This window comes from candidate division WOR-3 bacterium, from assembly GCA_016926475.1.
Classification (GTDB): Bacteria; SDB-A; SDB-A; order SDB-A; family SDB-A; genus JAFGIG01.
Window position 1 is genome coordinate 24,174 of record JAFGON010000093.1, and the last position, 16,730, is coordinate 40,903.

General features: G+C 41.8%; 18 protein-coding genes and 1 tRNA gene. 17 read left to right on the forward strand and 2 right to left on the reverse strand.

Features of this window, described 5'->3' with window-relative positions; genetic code table 11:
• Entirely contained in the window at positions 1-447 is a 447-nt protein-coding gene (rpiB, locus tag JXA84_09155; GenBank protein ID MBN1151372.1) for a ribose 5-phosphate isomerase B, read from the reverse strand.
• Between the two features lie 103 nt (positions 448-550).
• A complete protein-coding gene (trmFO, locus tag JXA84_09160) occupies positions 551-1,879 on the reverse strand; it encodes a methylenetetrahydrofolate--tRNA-(uracil(54)-C(5))-methyltransferase (FADH(2)-oxidizing) TrmFO (protein MBN1151373.1) in 1,329 nt (442 codons plus the stop codon).
• 293 nt (positions 1,880-2,172) lie between these two features.
• Here trmFO and JXA84_09165 point away from each other — a divergent pair, with 293 nt between their 5' ends.
• From JXA84_09165 to JXA84_09245, 17 genes are all read left to right on the forward strand, one after another.
• On the forward strand, positions 2,173-2,877 hold the full coding sequence (locus JXA84_09165; protein ID MBN1151374.1) for a tyrosine-type recombinase/integrase: 705 nt from the start codon (positions 2,173-2,175) through the stop codon (positions 2,875-2,877).
• Positions 2,878-2,917: 40 nt separating this feature from the next.
• A complete protein-coding gene (locus JXA84_09170) occupies positions 2,918-3,730 on the forward strand; it encodes a rhomboid family intramembrane serine protease (protein MBN1151375.1) in 813 nt (270 codons plus the stop codon).
• 73 nt (positions 3,731-3,803) lie between these two features.
• On the forward strand, positions 3,804-4,730 hold the full coding sequence (locus JXA84_09175; GenBank protein MBN1151376.1) for an AAA family ATPase: 927 nt from the start codon (positions 3,804-3,806) through the stop codon (positions 4,728-4,730).
• Between the two features lie 2 nt (positions 4,731-4,732).
• Positions 4,733-5,449, forward strand: coding sequence for a DUF3108 domain-containing protein (locus JXA84_09180; GenBank protein MBN1151377.1), 717 nt, complete (start codon positions 4,733-4,735; stop codon positions 5,447-5,449).
• Positions 5,449-6,492 carry a mannose-1-phosphate guanylyltransferase gene (locus tag JXA84_09185; GenBank protein ID MBN1151378.1) on the forward strand — a complete coding sequence of 348 codons (1,044 nt, stop codon included), beginning with the start codon at positions 5,449-5,451 and terminating at the stop codon, positions 6,490-6,492. Before JXA84_09180 ends, JXA84_09185 begins: the two co-directional genes overlap by 1 nt.
• The gene (gene rdgB / locus JXA84_09190) at positions 6,467-7,075 is read left to right on the forward strand and encodes an RdgB/HAM1 family non-canonical purine NTP pyrophosphatase (GenBank protein MBN1151379.1); all 609 of its coding nucleotides are present in this window, start codon (positions 6,467-6,469) and stop codon (positions 7,073-7,075) included. Before JXA84_09185 ends, rdgB begins: the two co-directional genes overlap by 26 nt.
• 11 nt (positions 7,076-7,086) lie before the next feature.
• A tRNA-Pro gene (locus JXA84_09195) sits at positions 7,087-7,159 on the forward strand.
• Between the two features lie 30 nt (positions 7,160-7,189).
• Positions 7,190-7,594, forward strand: a complete 405-nt coding sequence (locus JXA84_09200) for a hypothetical protein (protein MBN1151380.1) — start codon at positions 7,190-7,192, stop codon at positions 7,592-7,594.
• Between the two features lie 2 nt (positions 7,595-7,596).
• Positions 7,597-9,660 (forward strand): DUF1926 domain-containing protein, encoded by a 2,064-nt coding sequence (locus tag JXA84_09205; protein MBN1151381.1) that lies wholly within the window; start codon positions 7,597-7,599, stop codon positions 9,658-9,660.
• A gap of 13 nt (positions 9,661-9,673) precedes the next feature.
• On the forward strand, positions 9,674-10,438 hold the full coding sequence (locus tag JXA84_09210; protein MBN1151382.1) for a HEAT repeat domain-containing protein: 765 nt from the start codon (positions 9,674-9,676) through the stop codon (positions 10,436-10,438).
• 124 nt (positions 10,439-10,562) lie between these two features.
• The gene (locus JXA84_09215; protein MBN1151383.1) at positions 10,563-10,721 is read left to right on the forward strand and encodes a hypothetical protein; all 159 of its coding nucleotides are present in this window, start codon (positions 10,563-10,565) and stop codon (positions 10,719-10,721) included.
• A 260-nt stretch (positions 10,722-10,981) separates the two neighbouring features.
• A complete protein-coding gene (locus JXA84_09220; protein MBN1151384.1) occupies positions 10,982-11,689 on the forward strand; it encodes a hypothetical protein in 708 nt (235 codons plus the stop codon).
• Between the two features lie 16 nt (positions 11,690-11,705).
• The gene (locus JXA84_09225) at positions 11,706-12,944 is read left to right on the forward strand and encodes an amidohydrolase family protein (protein MBN1151385.1); all 1,239 of its coding nucleotides are present in this window, start codon (positions 11,706-11,708) and stop codon (positions 12,942-12,944) included.
• Positions 12,944-13,693: a L,D-transpeptidase gene (locus JXA84_09230; protein ID MBN1151386.1), complete on the forward strand. Its 750-nt coding sequence runs from the start codon at positions 12,944-12,946 to the stop codon at positions 13,691-13,693. The genes JXA84_09225 and JXA84_09230 overlap by 1 nt, the downstream gene beginning before the upstream one ends.
• A gap of 1 nt (position 13,694) precedes the next feature.
• The gene (locus JXA84_09235; protein ID MBN1151387.1) at positions 13,695-14,849 is read left to right on the forward strand and encodes a CapA family protein; all 1,155 of its coding nucleotides are present in this window, start codon (positions 13,695-13,697) and stop codon (positions 14,847-14,849) included.
• Complete coding sequence (locus JXA84_09240) at positions 14,846-15,409, forward strand: VTT domain-containing protein (GenBank protein MBN1151388.1); 564 nt, start codon at positions 14,846-14,848, stop codon at positions 15,407-15,409. Before JXA84_09235 ends, JXA84_09240 begins: the two co-directional genes overlap by 4 nt.
• 78 nt (positions 15,410-15,487) lie before the next feature.
• Positions 15,488-16,730, forward strand: a 1,243-nt coding sequence (locus JXA84_09245; GenBank protein ID MBN1151389.1) for a hypothetical protein, incomplete at its 3' end; no start/stop codon positions are given.

The window sequence follows — 16,730 nt, forward strand, 5'->3', positions numbered from 1 at the left end:
TCAACCTCCTTGAGTTTTATTATTTTCAAGCTGCTGAACTCTTCTCAGGTGCCTTCCTCCGTCGAATTCTTCTTTCAGCCATATATCTATCCATGTGTTCACGAGATTTTCGGCGGTTAAATCACCCGCGAAAACAATAACGTTGGCGTCGTTGTGATGTCTGCTTGATACGACTTGCTCTCGAGTCATGCAAAGAGCAGCCCTTATTCCCTTGTGTTTGTTCGCAGCTATGCTCATTCCAAGACCTGAACCGCATATCAGTATGCCGTAATCAGCTTCCCCATCGGTAATCCTTCTGCAAACCAAATCGGCGTAACGAGGATAATCCACGGGTTCGGGTGCGCCAGGTCCTTCGTCGGTAAATTTTATTCCGTTTTCAGAAAGGTGCGATTTCAGAGATTCTTTCATTTTAAATCCTCTATGGTCGCTTGCGATGGAAACTGTCATGGCGGTTTTCCTCCAGCTTTTAAATTGAATTATACAATTTATACACCAATATTTCGAAGGTCAAGTTGTTTTACCTCTTGAGGGTTTAAACCTCTATAAAAGTTTACCGCGGATTTTTACCGGTCAAAAACGTCTCTACAAAATGCTCTTTCCAATTTTCCATAGACTCGAGAGCTATGTCTGAAAGGAATTTCTTCCTCTCTGTTTTTTTTATGAAAATTTTCGAAAGACCCTCCAAAAGAGAAAAGTTGGCGGCTGAAGGTTGAAAATTTCCCTTGACAGTGTGGATATAATTTAAAAGCCCTCCTGACATTGTATCCTTGGGAGGGGGATGAAAAGGCACTTTTTTTAAAATTGACAAAACTTCGAAAGCGGATAAAAGACCGGTTGCGGCGGATTCGGAATATCCTTCAACACCGCAGAGCTGACCGGCTATGCTGTATGTCGTGTTTCCTATGAAGAAAGAATTTTCCCTTAAAATTCTCGGGGAGTTTATATATGTGTTTCTGTGGGCTTGGCCGTATCGGACAAACCTTGCCCTGTCCAAACCCGGAATTTTCGAAAACACCCTTTTTTGTTCGGGCCACTTCAGCCTCGTCTGAAAACCGACCAAATTCCATCTATGCAAATCCTGGTTTTCTCTTCTCAATTGGCAGACAGCAAAAGGTTCTTTGCCGGTTTTGGGGTTTATCAAGCCTTTTGGTTTCATGAGGCCAAAACGGAGTGAGTCGGAACCCCCTGCGGCGATTTCCTCTACCGGCATACAGCCCTGGAAGAAAACATTTTCGTCGAAATGAGATTCGATTTTTTCCGCTTTGACTATTTCATGCCAAAACCGATTGTAAGAATTTTCATCAAAAGGGCAGTTGAGGTAGTCGTCTCCGAATCCGTATCTCCCAGCCATGTAGCAGGTTTCCAAATCAATCTCATCTAATTCTACAATAGGCGACATGGCGTCGGTGAAGTAAAGGAAATCTCTGCCGGTCAATTCCCTGAGCCATAGGGAAATGGACTCTGAAGAGAGAGGACCTGTCGCGATAATCCAAAGATCTCGCGATGGTCTTTTGACTTCTTCCCGGATAAAATTGATCTTTTTGTGTTTAATGATTTCACTTGTCACAAGATCAGAAAATTTCTCTCTGTCCACGACGAGAGCTTTGCCGCCAGGAATAGCAGTTTTTTCAGCGCAATTCAGAATCAGGGAATTCAGGATTTTCATCTCTTGTTTCAGCAACCCGTGGGCGTTGGTGTTTTGGGTGCTTTTAAAAGAGTTAGAACAAACGAGTTCAGCCCCTGAATCGGTTTTATGAGCGCCCGTGTTCACTTTAGGCCTGCTTTCGAATAAATTGACCTCAAATCCGGCTTCTGCGATTTGCCATGCCGCTTCGCAACCAGCCAAACCCGCACCCGCTATGTTTACCGTTTCAGGCATTTATCTCTTCCTCTGCAGATTTTGATAATTTTGTGGCTATATGAAAAACCGTCACGTATAATTTTATGAATAACAGCGCTTAAAGAGAAGAGATAAATATTATGAAAAAATACATAACTGAAATTGACGGCTACCTCAGGCAACTTTCCATCTCGAAAGGTTCTTCCGTTAAAACAATAAACGCTTACAGAACGGATTTGACCTTATTTTTCGAATATCTACAATCCATTATTGAAGATCCGGGCGTTGAAGACGTCAAAACAGAACATCTGAGAAACTACGTCAAAAAACTCATGAAAGAAAATTACAGGAAAACCACAGTGTCGAGAAAAATATCGGCTCTTAAAAATTATTTTAGGGCAAAATTGAAAGACAAAAGCCCAGCGGATAGAGTTAACCCTTTGAAAAAAGACCAATACCTCCCATCCTTCGTCAGTGAAAAAGACATGGAATCACTGATCTCAAAAAAAGCCCCTTCATCTCCGGATAATTTCAGGGACGAAGTCATTATTGACCTTTTATACAGCACAGGCATCAGGTCTGAGGAGCTTGTAAAAATCGACATAGAAGACGTCGACCTCACGGAAAGGGAAATAAGGGTTCTGGGAAAAAGGCAAAAGACGAGAATAGCTCCTTTTCCCGAAGCTCTTCTGCAGAAACTGACGCTTTATATTTCTCAGAGAAAAAAAATCGATTCAAAGGATTCATCTCAAGCGCTTTTTCTCGGAAAGCGCGGTAGAAGGATAAACACGAGAGAAGTCAGGAGAATAGTCCACAGAGCGATATCTCCTTTTGTGAAAGCCGACAGAATGGGAGCCCACGTCTTGAGGCACTCCTTCGCGACGCATCTACTCGACAACGGAGCCGATTTGAGGTTTGTCCAGGAGCTTCTCGGGCACGCGAGCCCAACCACGACACAGATTTACACCCACGTATCCCTTAAAAGACTCAAACAGGTCTACAAGAGAGCCCATCCGAGGTCCGGCAAAAAGGATTAGAATGAATTTTGATTCCAATTTACAAAGAAACATCAGGATTATGAACAGCTTTGGCCCTGTCACCAAGGGATTCTTGTTTCTGTGCGTGATTGTTTTCATCGCGCAGATATTTCTTGGTCAGGAAGCCGGTTTGAATTTTTTGGCTCTCAAATTCGGTCTTATTCCACTGAAAGTTTGGAAGAGTTTCGAGGTCTGGAGGCTGGCGACATACAACTTCATACACGGAGGTTTTTTCCACCTCTTTCTCAACCTCTTTGTTTTTTGGATGTTTGGAACGGAGCTCGAAAACAGATGGGGCAGCTTTGAATTTTTAATATACATCGCCATTGGAGGGTTCGGCGCCGGTTTGCTTCATGTAGTAGTGAGTTACAAATCCCTGATACCCGTCATCGGATCTTCGGGGATTGTTTTCGCCCTCTTGTTGGCTTATGGACTGGAGTTTCCGAACAGAAAATTATACCTTTATTTCCTGTTTCCGATTAAGGCAAAATATTTAGCTCTTCTTCTCGGTGTTGTTGAGATTCTGATGATTTTCTCAGACAATTCCTCAAACATAGCCCATCTGGCTCATTTGGGGGGGATGGTCTTCGGGCTCGCTTATTTAAAGGTTTTCAAAAGACAAAAGCCTTCTTCCAGGCAGTCTTATTACAACGTTCCTTACAGAGTATTCAACCAGGACGAAAAATCGATTAAGACGGGAGGACTCATAAAATTCTATGACGATGAGACAATCAAAAGAGAACTCGACAGGATACTCGAGAAGATAAATTACCAGGGAAAAGACTCTCTTACAGTAGAAGAAATAATGATTTTAAAGGAAGCGGGTAGGCGGTTCAACAGGAACTATTCCTGAAAAAGTGAGGCAAGAAATAAGCGACGTAGAAACATTGAGAGGCTTGTCAGAAGCATATCTAAAACTCAAAAAGATGGTCGATGAAATTGTCATTGGCCAGTCCCGGATGACAGACGTCATAATATATTCGCTTTTCTGCGGAGGGAATACCCTGATAACGGGTGTTCCGGGCCTGGGCAAAACATTGACAGTTCATACTATAGCGGCTCTTCTCGATCTCGATTTCAGGAGGATTCAATTCACCCCGGATTTGATGCCGTCCGATATAACAGGATCGGATGTTTTGGAAGAGGATGCCTTGACGGGGAAAAGGGAATTCAGGTTCATAAAAGGGCCGGTGTTCGCGAACATAATTTTAGCCGATGAAATCAACAGAACTCCTCCTAAAACTCAGGCGGCTCTTCTCGAGGCGATGCAGGAAAGACAGGTGACCGCTTCCGGAAAGACATTCAAACTGTCGGAGCCTTTTTTCGTAATGGCGACTCAAAACCCTATTGAGCAGGAAGGCACATACCCTCTTCCTGAGGCCGAACTCGACAGGTTTATGTTCAGCTATAACATGGATTATCCAACTTCAGCGGATGAAGCGAGGATAACACTTGAAACTACAGCCGAGAGAAAAATCAAAATTACCCCCATACTCGGAAAGCAAGATCTTGAGAAGTTCAAAAAGCTTATTGAAAGAATACCTGTTTCTTCGGATTTGATAAACAAGGCGGTTGAAGTCACCGGGTTGACTCGGCCAAAAAATTCGCGCCTGGATTGGGTTAAAAAATATATACTTTGGGGAGCCGGTACAAGGGCATGTCAAAATCTCATTTTTGGCGCGAAAGCCAGGGCGGCTTGTGAAAACCGGCCGACGCCGGATGAGGAAGATCTCTTTTATTTTCTCGATTTCGTTTTACGCCACAGAATTGTCTTGAGCTTCGCGGCTGAAGCTGAACAAGTAACGCAGGAAGATATTTTGGGAATGTTGAAAAAAGAATTCAAACGGAGGTAGAAGTGAAAAATATAGTTTTTACTGCATTGATATTTTTTTCAGGAGTCATGAGAGCTGAAGTCCCATGGTCTGTCGGTGAAAACCTGAGATTTTCGGTTCAATACGGAGCTGTTACGGCAGGTGAAGCTGTCATGGAAGTTCAAGGCTATGAAACAATCTCGGGAAAACAAACTTATAAATTCGTCAGTTATCTCAGGACCAACGATTATTTTTCGAAAATTTTCAGGATTGAAGATACTTATCACAGCTATATGGATATAGATCTTCTGTCTTCTAGAAAATTCGTCAAGCACATAGAAGAAGGCTCCTATACCGCAGACAGGGAAATTCTGTTCATCCCGGAAATGAACGTTGCCATATACGACGATGAAAAGTTTACAATCGAATCGAACACCCAAGACCTGTTGTCTTGCATCTATTTCGCCAGAACTCTACCTCTGACAGTCGGAGAGAGATACCCGATAAACATACACGACTCAAAGAAGAACTTCTCCGGTTACATAGACGTCTTGCGTTCGGAAACAGTAAGTACTCCTCTTGGCGAATTTGATTGTGTCGTATCCAGAGCCACAGTGGAAGGAGCGACAATCTTCGCGAGCAGGGACGGGCTTGAAGTCTGGTACACGAACGACAAATGGCACATTCCGGTTCTGATCAGCCTGAAAATCATGATCGGCTCTATCCAGATGGTTCTCGTCGATGCAGACATGGGGAACTGATGACAGATTGTTTTACTTCGATAATCATCGCGGGGGGGAAAGGCGAACGTTTCTGGCCTCTGAGCACACCTGAAAGACCGAAACAATTTATATCTATCTGGAATGACCGAAAAGAGAGCATGCTCGACTTCACATACAGAAGACTTGAACAGTTTTCTCCGGGAAACACGTGGATACTGACCACGCGTCTGCTGGAAACCACACTCGATTCGGCTGGTTATGAAAAGAGTAAATTGATGTTTGAACCCTTCGGAAGGAACACTGCTATGGCGGTCGCATACGCTTCGGTGATGTTTGAAGATTCTATTTTGGGTGTTTTTCCGGCGGATCATGTCATTGAGGGAAACGACGGATTTTTTCGATCGTTGGAAAGAGCAGTTGATTTGGCTAAAAACGGAGAAATAGTCATATTCGGAATGGAGCCGAACAGACCGGACACTGGTTATGGATACATTGAGATTGGGGAGAAGACCGGTATCATCTCTCACCGTGTTTCATCCTTCAAAGAAAAACCGGACGTTAAAACCGCTGAACAATACCTTGAAAAAAGGGGCTACCTCTGGAACGGGGGAATGTTTGTGTTCAATTCAAGTGTAATGCTCGAATCTTTTAGAAAAAATGCCCCTCAATTTGAAAAATCGCTTTCTTTGCTCAAAGAATTCAAGACGGCAAAAGATGATTGTTTGCTCGAAGAGGCTTACGCTGAAGCCCCTTCTCTGCCTATAGACATTGCCATAATAGAAAAAGCTAAAAACGTTCAATGCGTTACCTGCGATTTTTTCTGGGACGACGTAGGATCTTGGCTTGCGTTGAAAAGGCTAAAAAAGTCTGACTCAAACGGAAATGTCATAATAGGGAAAGTGTCCGTCAGAGACGTCAGAAATTCCATACTGCTTGCAGAAGACTCTCTGATAGCCATGGGCTTGGCAAACACGGTAGTCATACAGGGAAAATCAGGAACTTTGGTTTCGAGTATTGAAAACATAAATGATTTGAAAATGTCGGTCGGAAATCTTAATGAAGATACTTCTGGCGACAAATAACCAAGACAAGAGAAAGGAAATCTCCGAAGTACTGTTTTCTTGCCCGGTTGAAATCGTCTTACCGGAGACTTGGAGAACAACCTCTTTACCAGATGTGATCGAAGACGGCAAGACATATGAGGAAAACTCATTGAAGAAAGCCAGATCATATTCTCTTTGGTCGGGTTTGAATTCTCTGGCAGACGACACGGGACTGGAGGTAGAAGCGCTAAAAGGAGAACCTGGAGTTTATTCGGCGAGATACGCAGGAGAGAACGCTTCTTACAAAGACAACATCGATCTCTTGCTCGAAAAATTAAAAGGCGAAGAAAACAGAATGGCAAAATTTGTCTGCGTTGTCTGCCTGTTTCTTGCAAACAGTGAAAATTATTTTTTCAGGGGGGAAATAAGAGGAAGAATTACTTATTCAACTCATGGTAATAAAGGTTTTGGATACGACCCGATTTTTCTTCCCGAGGGACATGCAGAAACCTTTGCCCAAATGCCGCAAAAGCTAAAAAATTCCATCAGCCATAGAGCGCTGGCTTTGAAGGCATTTTCAGATTGGCTAAAATCCTTTGACCTCAATTATATTGACAATTAAAATAGTATTATCGGGGTGTGGCGCAGCTGGAAGCGCACCTGCTTTGGGAGCAGGGGGTCGTTGGTTCAAATCCAATCACCCCGATATATAACATTTTGAAGAATAGGAAAAAAGTTGAGAGCGAAACCCGTAATACCGATCGTTTTAGTTTTGATTTTTATTTCGGGTTTCATGATTGGTTTATCCCAAAAACCTTGGAATAATAGTTATAGCGAAATTTCCACTGGATCCCCGACATACGCGGAAGATTCAGTAGAGATGACGTTGGAAGAGGAAGATTCAGCACTGGTTTACGATTCTTACGCCCGTGAAACCTTGTTGGACACAACTCTTATTGAATCCCTGACTGTTGTAGAAGACACAACTTTTCAAGAACCTGAGGTTTCTGAGGTCATTATGGAAATTTCTGAAGAAGTTGAAGTATCCAATGTCGAGGTTTTACCTGAAACTACTCCTGTTGTTTCAGCCACCGATACGCTATACGTCCCTATAGTCAATGATACTCTTGAAAGGTTTTAGCTTTGTCTAAATCTTATTTTCTTTTGGGTGTCCATTGCCATCAGCCTGTAGGGAATTTCGATTTCGTCTTTGAAGAAAATTACCGAAAAGCGTATCTTCCATTTATTGAAATGTTAAGGGATTTCGAAAAAATAAAAATCGCTGTCCATTATTCCGGCCCTCTTCTGGAATGGATCGAAGACAAACACCCGGAATTTTTAGAAATTTTAAAATCACTCCTGGAAAAAGAGAGGATAGAACTCATTTCAGGCGGCTTTTATGAGCCCATTTTACCTGCCATTCCTTACAAGGACGCCATTGGGCAGATAAGCTACATGAGCAGCTGGTTGCAAAAGAGGTTTGGTATAACTCCCAGAGGGCTGTGGCTTCCAGAGAGAGCGTGGGAACCGCATCTGCCTTCGTTGCTTAAAGACGCCGGTATTGATTTCACTTTTCTCGACGATTTTCATTTTTTAGGAGCCGGGGTGGCAAAAAGCAATTTGAGCTCTTACCATATTACTGAAGATCAAAATAAAAAAATTGCTGTGTTTCCGATACTGAAAAGCTTGAGATACGCCGTACCTTTCAAATCTGCTGAGGAAACAATAGGTGTTGTCAAGTTCAAATCGGAAGGAAATGATGGCGATTCGTTGGCAGTGCTTTTCGACGACGGAGAGAAGTTCGGAACTTGGCCTGGAACCTTTCAACACGTGTATGAATTTGGATGGCTCGAAAATTTTTTCAGGGCTGTTTCTTCCGATGATGAAATTGAAATGATACTTCCGTCAGATGCTTTAAAAAAAATACCGCCCAACGGGCTGACATATTTTCCCGCTTCGTCCTACTTTGAACTTACTCAATGGTGCTTGCCGACGAAAGCGAGAATCGCCGTTGAAAACCTTTATGAATCTTTGAGGGAAAGGGGGGAGTATGAATGTTACGAGGGTCTTGTCAGAGGAGGCTTCTGGAGGAATTATCTCTCAAAGTACCCTGAAGCGAACCACCTGAACAAAAGGGTGGCGGCTTTGTCCGAATTGGTTGACGCGAAAGACATTAGCTTGGATGAAAAGAAAATACTGATCTGGAAATCTCAGTGTAATTGCGCATACTGGCATGGAATTTTCGGAGGCATATACCTTCCTCATTTGCGTGAGAGCCTATACAGGAATTTACTGGCGGCGGAAAATAAATATTTGTCTGAAGTTAAAGGCGATTCCGGTTGGTCCGAAATCTCATACTTGGATTTGGATTGCGACCAGATAGACGAATTGGTTTATCAGGATTCGCTTCTGACAGTTGTCGTGAACCCTCAAAAAGGCGGAATGATCACTGAGCTCAGCGACAAAGAAAAACTTTTTAATTTCGCAAACTGCCTTGCAAGACGCGAAGAATCTTACCACAGTCTCCTGAAGAACGTTTCATCTGAATCTTCCGAAAACGTCGCCACCATTCACGACAAATACTCGGTAAAAGACAAGAACGTTCTCGACTTTCTTTTTTACGACACTGATTCTCTGGGAGTCTTTTTTGAAATCATTTCGCATCAGGAACAGTCCGAAGATATATTCAGATCGGATTTGATTTTTGACAGCAGAAAAGTTAAAAGAGATTTCAACGTATTAAAAAAGGCCGAAGCATGGGAACTGGATTTCGTCACTGACAAGAATATACTTTTTAACTTAAAAAATAAAAAAATAATATTTTCAAATTCAAAAAAAATTGTTTCTGAATACCACCTTGAAAATTTCACGGACCACTGCTTGTATTTCAGGTGCATAATGTGCCTGTTGTGCCCAGAACCTTTCAGCGACAGGAGGTATTTTTCTTTCCCTGGCGACGATGAAAAATATTACCCCGGCAAACAGAACCAAAAAGCCGGTTTTGGACTGAAATACACGGACGAAGTCGTAGGATCGGTTTTGTTTTTTTCATCCGCGCTTTCTATGGATTGGTCTTATTTTCCTGCTTATTCGGTGAATCTGAGCGAAGAAGGTTTTGAAAAAAATCTTCAGTCAGTTATTGTTTCCGCTGGAAAATGGTTTTGTCCAGACAGAAATGAAAACCTGGAAATTGAAATAAAATTATAAATCGGGAGGATATATGGAAAACGAAGACATAGGATCAATATACACCGTCCTCAAATACGGCTCAGACAAAGAAAAAAAATCCGTGTACATTAAGTTTGGCACTGACGAAAAACTAATTGATGAGTTTCTCAAGAACGCCAGGAGTTCTGATTATCTCGACAGGATAGCTATTGCCAAAGCCGCGGCGTACGTCCAGTCGAAAAAATTCCTCGGACCTGTCATGGGCTTTTTAAGCGATGAAAACAAATATGTAAGACAAGCCGCCTGCGACGCCTTGGGTGAGATGGGATACAAAGAAGCCATACCTTATCTCACAAAAGAAATGTATTCCGACGATTCTTTTATCGTCTGGACAAGAGCCGCGGTCGCTCTCTACAAACTCGGTGAAGAAAAAGGCGTAAAAATGCTTTTGGAGAATTTCAATTTCGGCGAACCCATGAAAACAGAACCGGCAGTTCAAGAAGCGCTGAATGAGTTGAAAATAGACCCTTTTTCCAAGAAGAATAAAAAGAAAAAATGTTTTGTCGTCACAGCTTGCGAAGGAGAGAATTCACCTGTCGTTGAGAGCCTTTCAATTTGGAGGGATTACACGCTGAGTAAAACTCTATATGGGTCATTATTGATATCCTTATACAATATTATGGGTCCGATCTTTGCAAAGATAATAGCTAAATCAGATGTCCTCAGATACGCGATAAGACATCTTCTGATTATGCCTGTATTTCATGTAGTATCGAAGTATTTAAACGATTATGACGATCGTTTTAAAGCATTCTGAGAGATGTATTTGTTATATATGTATTTCTAACAAACTTTATTTGTATGCCTTTATGAATAATTATTATTGACTTTTTTTCGAAAAATGATATAAAGAAAATAGTATAAATAAAATGGAGGCAACAATGGCAGTGAAGAAAGCGACGACAGCGAAGAAGATGACGAAAAAGGCGGCAAAACCCGCGGCCAAGAAAACAGTGAAAAAACCCGCGGCTAAGAAAGCTACTACAAAAGCCAAACCAGCGGCAAAAAAGACAGCAAAAAAGAAAACTGTTAAAAAGTAAGAATTTTACCGAATGAAATCAAACGGTTTTAGAAGTATTTGCTGGCTTTACTTGAACCGTTGATTGTTTTCTGAATTTGCTGCTATCTCTAAGGGGTTCTCCATCGGAGAACCCCTTTTTGACATTATAATTCCTGCAGAAAATCTGCAGTTCTCCGTGGTTGAATAAAAAACAATCGAACTTCCGGAATCAATTTCTTTGTAGACCGAGATAGTATAAAATTGAATCTGGCCTATGAATTCAGATAAACAGGGGAGTGTATGAGGAAATTCATGTTTGTGGTATTGTTCGTTTTATTGAAAACTGGTTTTCTTCAATCTCAATTTTCATTTATCGAATCTTTACAGCAGAAAAGCTACGTGTATTTTTTTGGAGGACTAAACCAGGCAAAACTGGAAGGGTTGAACAGGGAACTTGAAAAGTTCGGCTATCCTAGTTTCGAAAACGTTTTTTATTCTTACGGCATAGGTTATTGCTACAACCTATCGGATAATTTTGAGATGAGATTGGCCGGAAGGAAATATTTGTACCAAAATGAAAATTCAAACTCAAACAAGATGAAACTCGGTGCTGAATGGCTATACGCTGAGTGCCAACTGGGCTGGACTTTTTTCAAGAGTGAAAATTCAGAAATGAACCTGCTTTTCGGTACGGGTGTAGAAGACGTGTGTTTGAAAATTTACGATTCTGAAAAAACCAGTTTCGATTCACTTCTTTTAAACCCGCAGAGAGGAGTTGAATTTTCCGGGCACAACATTGAACTGTCTCTTTCCATCGGTGGAGATTTTTTTATTGGACCTTTGAACATTTCCACGGGTTCTGGCCTGATACTCGGTTTGAATTTCGGTTATCGCTACACTCCATACAATTTCCCATGGAATACTCCCGGGTATCAAATTGAAGATGGTCCGAAAATGGATTTAGGAGGAGCCTATTTGGAATTCACTTCTGGTTGGGGTAAGTTATAGGACATAGGAGGAAAATATGAAAAACGAGAAAAATATTGTCATCCACGCCGAGACTCTATTCGATGGAGAAGAAAAAATTAAAGGCGTGGCAATTGTAATCGAAGGGGGTTTGATTACAGACCTGTCGAAAAGTTCTGCGAAGGCTGATTTTTCTGGAGTCGTCACTCCGTCTTTAATAGATGCTCATTCTCATATAGGAATGGCGAGGGAAGGAGAACCGGCTGACGAAGAAGAGACAAACGACATACTGTCCCAGTTTCTTCCTCTCAACGACCCATTGAACAGCATCTATTTCGATGACAGAGCTTTCACAGACGCCGTGGATTTCGGGGTTCTCTACAGTTGCGTGATACCAGGGAGCGGCAATTTGCTCGGTGGAAAGGCGGCTGTGATCAAAAATTATTCGTCAAACAGAAAAAACGCCCTGTTGAAGGATTACGGCTTCAAGATGGCTTTAGGCTACAACCCCCGTTCCACAGGTCAATGGAAAGGCGAACGCCCCAACACGAGGATGGGGATATACGCATTGCTGGAAAGTTATTTTGATGAAGTTCTGAGAAAACAAGAAAAATCAAGACTCAACGTGGAAAAGGAAAAATCCGCTTTGGTCAGGTCATCGTCGGAGAAGAAAATTTCCGAAAAAGAAATGAGCGAAGAATTGTCGAGAATTGAAAAACTGTATGAATGCGAGTTCAGCTCTTCGGAAAAGGAGATCATTAAAATATTAAACGGAGAAAAAACAGTCAAGGTGCATGTTCACAAAGAAGACGATGCTCTTTATCTTGTCCATCTCGTTCAAAAATACAAGATCAGGGCTACAGCGGACCACCTGGGCGACGTTTTTCATAAAGAGATATTCGATGAACTCGCTGAAAACGGCATACCCATCGTCTACGGTCCTTTGAATTCCTTTTCTTACAAAGTCGAACTAAAGCACTCATACTATCAGAACGTCAAACTTCTCATGCAGTCAAAAGCTTTTTATGGTCTTATGACCGACCACCCGGTCATTATGACCAATTCTCTGCGTGACAGCCTTAAATATTTTCTCATCTACGGTATGCCCGAGGAAAAAGCGATAGGGATAATAACAAAAAATAACGCGAAGATATTGGGTATAGACAATGATTTTGGAACAGTAAAACCTGGAAAAGTAGCCAGCTTGGTTGTCTGGGATGATAATCCTCTGAGTTTGTCTGCTTTCCCTGAGGCGGTATTTGCCGAAGGAAAAATCATCAGGCGCAGACACAAATAATGGCGCTGACCGTACTTTTTTTGCTTTTTAAAGTTGTCAACGCCGAGGTCGATGTTCCGCGCGGCGTCAGAGATAGGATGCGAACCATTGTGAACTCCGTCATGACTCACTGCGAGAGGGGAGAGCTTTCTTGGGACGGTTACATTTTTTATATCGATCCTTCGGAATACATACCTGCTGATTCAACGTATCCAAGACTTGGAACGTCGAGAGGAGACGACGAAGGTATTTCGGTTCAAAGGTTGGTCTGGGGAATTGATTACGAGATAAAAGGCGAAGAAGTCCACTACGCGGTGGAGAGTTTTTTCCCTGTTCGGACAGGAAGGCTGGGATTTGGCTTCGAAAAACGGTCGGGGAGAACTCCTACTGGATTTTATGTTCTCGGCGATTATTATTTAGCTGAACAAAAATACACAAACCTCAGTATTAATTACCCCGGTGAAATAACAACCGGCAGAATATTGCTTTTGAATGTGATGAAAAATGGACACTCGATATACACAGAGACAAGAGGCCAAAACAATCCGCTCCTCAGAGGAATATTGATTCACGGTTTCGGACTGTCCGAACAGCAAGAACGAAATGAAGACGAAGGATCCAAAGGATGCGTCCACGTGACCGCGGAGGGAATAATCAGCATAATAAATATTTTGAAAACAAACAGAGGCAGAACCTACATCTTCATATCGGGGGCTGACACGAATTTTTCGGATTTACCCCAATATGAAAAGAGTATTTTGGAGCAGTAAAATGATTTATTGGATGTTATTTTTGACTAAAGTCTATCAAGTTTTTTTTGATCCGGTGCTAATAACTCAAAGTTTTATTTTCGACAATTTTCAGCTCAGGGAATATTTGGAAGAACCGCGGAAAGAAAACACTTCAATAATCATAACCTTATCAGGCGATGTCAACATGTCTGTGTCAAAAACCTGGGTTGATTCCTCGGGAGCAGTTTCAAACCGTGGAGTTTTGCCTTTTTCGATTTTCACCGATTCGATAAAGGAATACATCGAAGGAGATATCAACTTTTGCAACCTTGAGACCACTGTCCTGAACGACAATTCTCTTGCCAATGCTGATAAAAGCTACTGTTTCCGAATGCATACTAACGCGTTGAAGCATTTAGCTCAAACCGGATTCAATCTTTTCGCCCTCGCGAACAATCATATGGAAGATTACGGAACAAGGGGTGTGCTTCAAACTCTTGAAAATATAAAAATCCTGAGCTCTGAATGCACATTGTTTTTTGCAGGAGCTGGAGCAGACTACGATGAAGCCGTCATGCCTTTCATATTTGAAATTAAAGGCCACAGATTCGCGTTTTCGAGCCTTGGTATTTCTGGACTTCCCGCGACTTCAAGCTCGCCGGGTGTGGCTTTAACTTCTTTCAGCGAAAAGGTTTTGGGAGATCTTTCTTCAGTTGAGGCGGACTACAGAATATTGGCTCTTCACGCCGGAAACGAGAGAAACGAATATGTGACCTACCTCCAGAATTCAATAATCAAGAAAGCTCTGGAGGAATACGAAATCGACCTTGTAGTAGGCACGCATCCGCACATTGTTCAAGGCGCGGAATACTATGAAGGTAGAATGGCTTTTTACAGCCTTGGCAATTTTTTGATGCTCGGGGCACGCAACATGTCGACGGTTGAAAACTCACTCTACAAAAAGGATTTCGGGCTTTTCGTCAAAATATTTCTGTCGGATTCTCTTGAAATCGATTCGGTCACAGTTCACCCTGTCTTCAACATGCATTTTCAACCTTATTTTCTTTCCGACTCTGTAGATGTCGCAATGAGAGTAGAGTGGCTGAATAAAATTTCCAACCGACCCTACATGACACCCATTGAAGAGAATATCATTTTCCAATGCGATGGAGTCAGGGGAATCTTTGTTCCTTGAAAAGAAGGATTAAGAAATATTTAGAGGGTGTTTCCACAAAGCAGAAAATATTCCAGATATGCTCGATAATACTCGTAAGTTTATTGAGCGTGTTGATTATTCTCCTCCGTTCAAAACTGGAGGGTTTGAAAGATTACGGTTACGCTGGTCTTTTTCTGGTGTCGACGATTTCGTCAGCGAGTATAATACTTCCAGTTCCCGGTCTTTTTCTCGTTTTTTCATTTGGAGCTGTTTTAAATCCTCTGATTGTGGGAATCGTGTCGGCTTTTGGTTCAGCTCTCGGTGAAGTGACAGGTTATATCCTTGGATACGGCGGAAGAATCGCAGTGGAAGACAGGGATAAATACGAAAAGGTCTCTGAAATGATGAGGAGGTGGGGCAGTTGGACGATTTTGTTTCTTGCGCTTATTCCCAACCCGCTTTTCGACATAGCCGGAATTATTTCCGGAATGCTCAAATATCCTCTTTGGAAGTTTCTTCTCTACACACTCATAGGAAGAATAATAAAGCACATCGTTTTCGCATACGCAGGATTCTACAGCTTGTATTATTTCTTTTGAATCAAACCCCATCTTTCCGACAGTGGGCTGATGTGATATTCTAATAAATAAGGAGTGACGATTTACAAAGGGAAAGGTTTGAGAAGACTCGTTCCGGAAATAATTTGCCGAAATTATGTTGAGAAAAAATTCGAAGGCGAATTCGAATCATTTGTCCTCACTTGCGATATTTCAGGCTTCACTTCGATAACAGAATCTCTTTCTGAAAAATCATTTGAAGGCTCTGAAATAATAACGGATACCATAAACAGAATATACAAACCTGTTATTGATTTCATAAAAGCTTCCGGCGGATTTATATCTTCTTTCGCCGGGGATTCTTTCGCCTCCCTTTTTCCAGTGAGTAATATTGGGTCAAATAAGAGCATAACTGAAGTTTCCGAAAACATTTCAAGGCTTCTTTTCAAAATGGAAGAGGTCAAAACAAAATTTGGAGATTTCAAATTTAAAGTAAAAATAGGGCTTTCCAAAGGAATCGTTTCGTGGCGTATCGTAGAGAGTGATTTTGGAACGGCGTTTTACTTTTATAGCCAAGCGTTTAAGAAAAGTTATGACATGTTGAAATATTCTTCGCGAGGTTCTGTTGCAATAGACGATTCTGTCTATACAGAAACAAACTTTGATAAAGATTTGACGGATTCAGGATTCATGACGCTTAATCCAGAAAATAAAAAAGCGGATTTAAAAGAAGTAGAAAGTCTTTTTTTTGATGAAGAAACTTTGACAAAAAAATTTTTCCCTGAAAGCGTTTTGAAAATGAGCGTTTCAGGGGAATTCAGGGGAATCATTGCCAGTTTTGTGTTCCTTGATGAAAAATCTGTGGTAGACCGTAACATAATAAAAGCCATGGAAATCACTTCCAAGTATTCGGGCTATTTCAATAAAATCGACTTCGGAGACAAAGGATGGGTCATCCTCGTAGTTTTCGGAGCTCCGTATGGAGTTGAAAACATATATAAAAAAGCCTGCAATTTTGCTTTTGAAACAGTTCTGTCTTTGAGGGGAAACGTAAAAATTGGAATGACATCCGGTACAGCTTACGCCGGTTTTTTGGGAAGCGAAAAAAGAGCCGAATACACCGTTTTGGGCACTACTGTCAACCTCGCCTCAAGAATAGCACAAAACTCTGAATGGGGAGAAGTAACCATTGACAAGAGCATGCTCAAAGACATGTCCAGGTATTGCTCGGTCAAAAAAGAGAAGAAACAAACTTTCAGAGGTTTTGAAAAAAATGAAATTATTGTCTGCTCCATAACTCAAGGTGACTTGAGCCAGCAGGCCGAAGTTTTCGAAGGGCCGTTCATCGCCAGAGAAGAAGAGA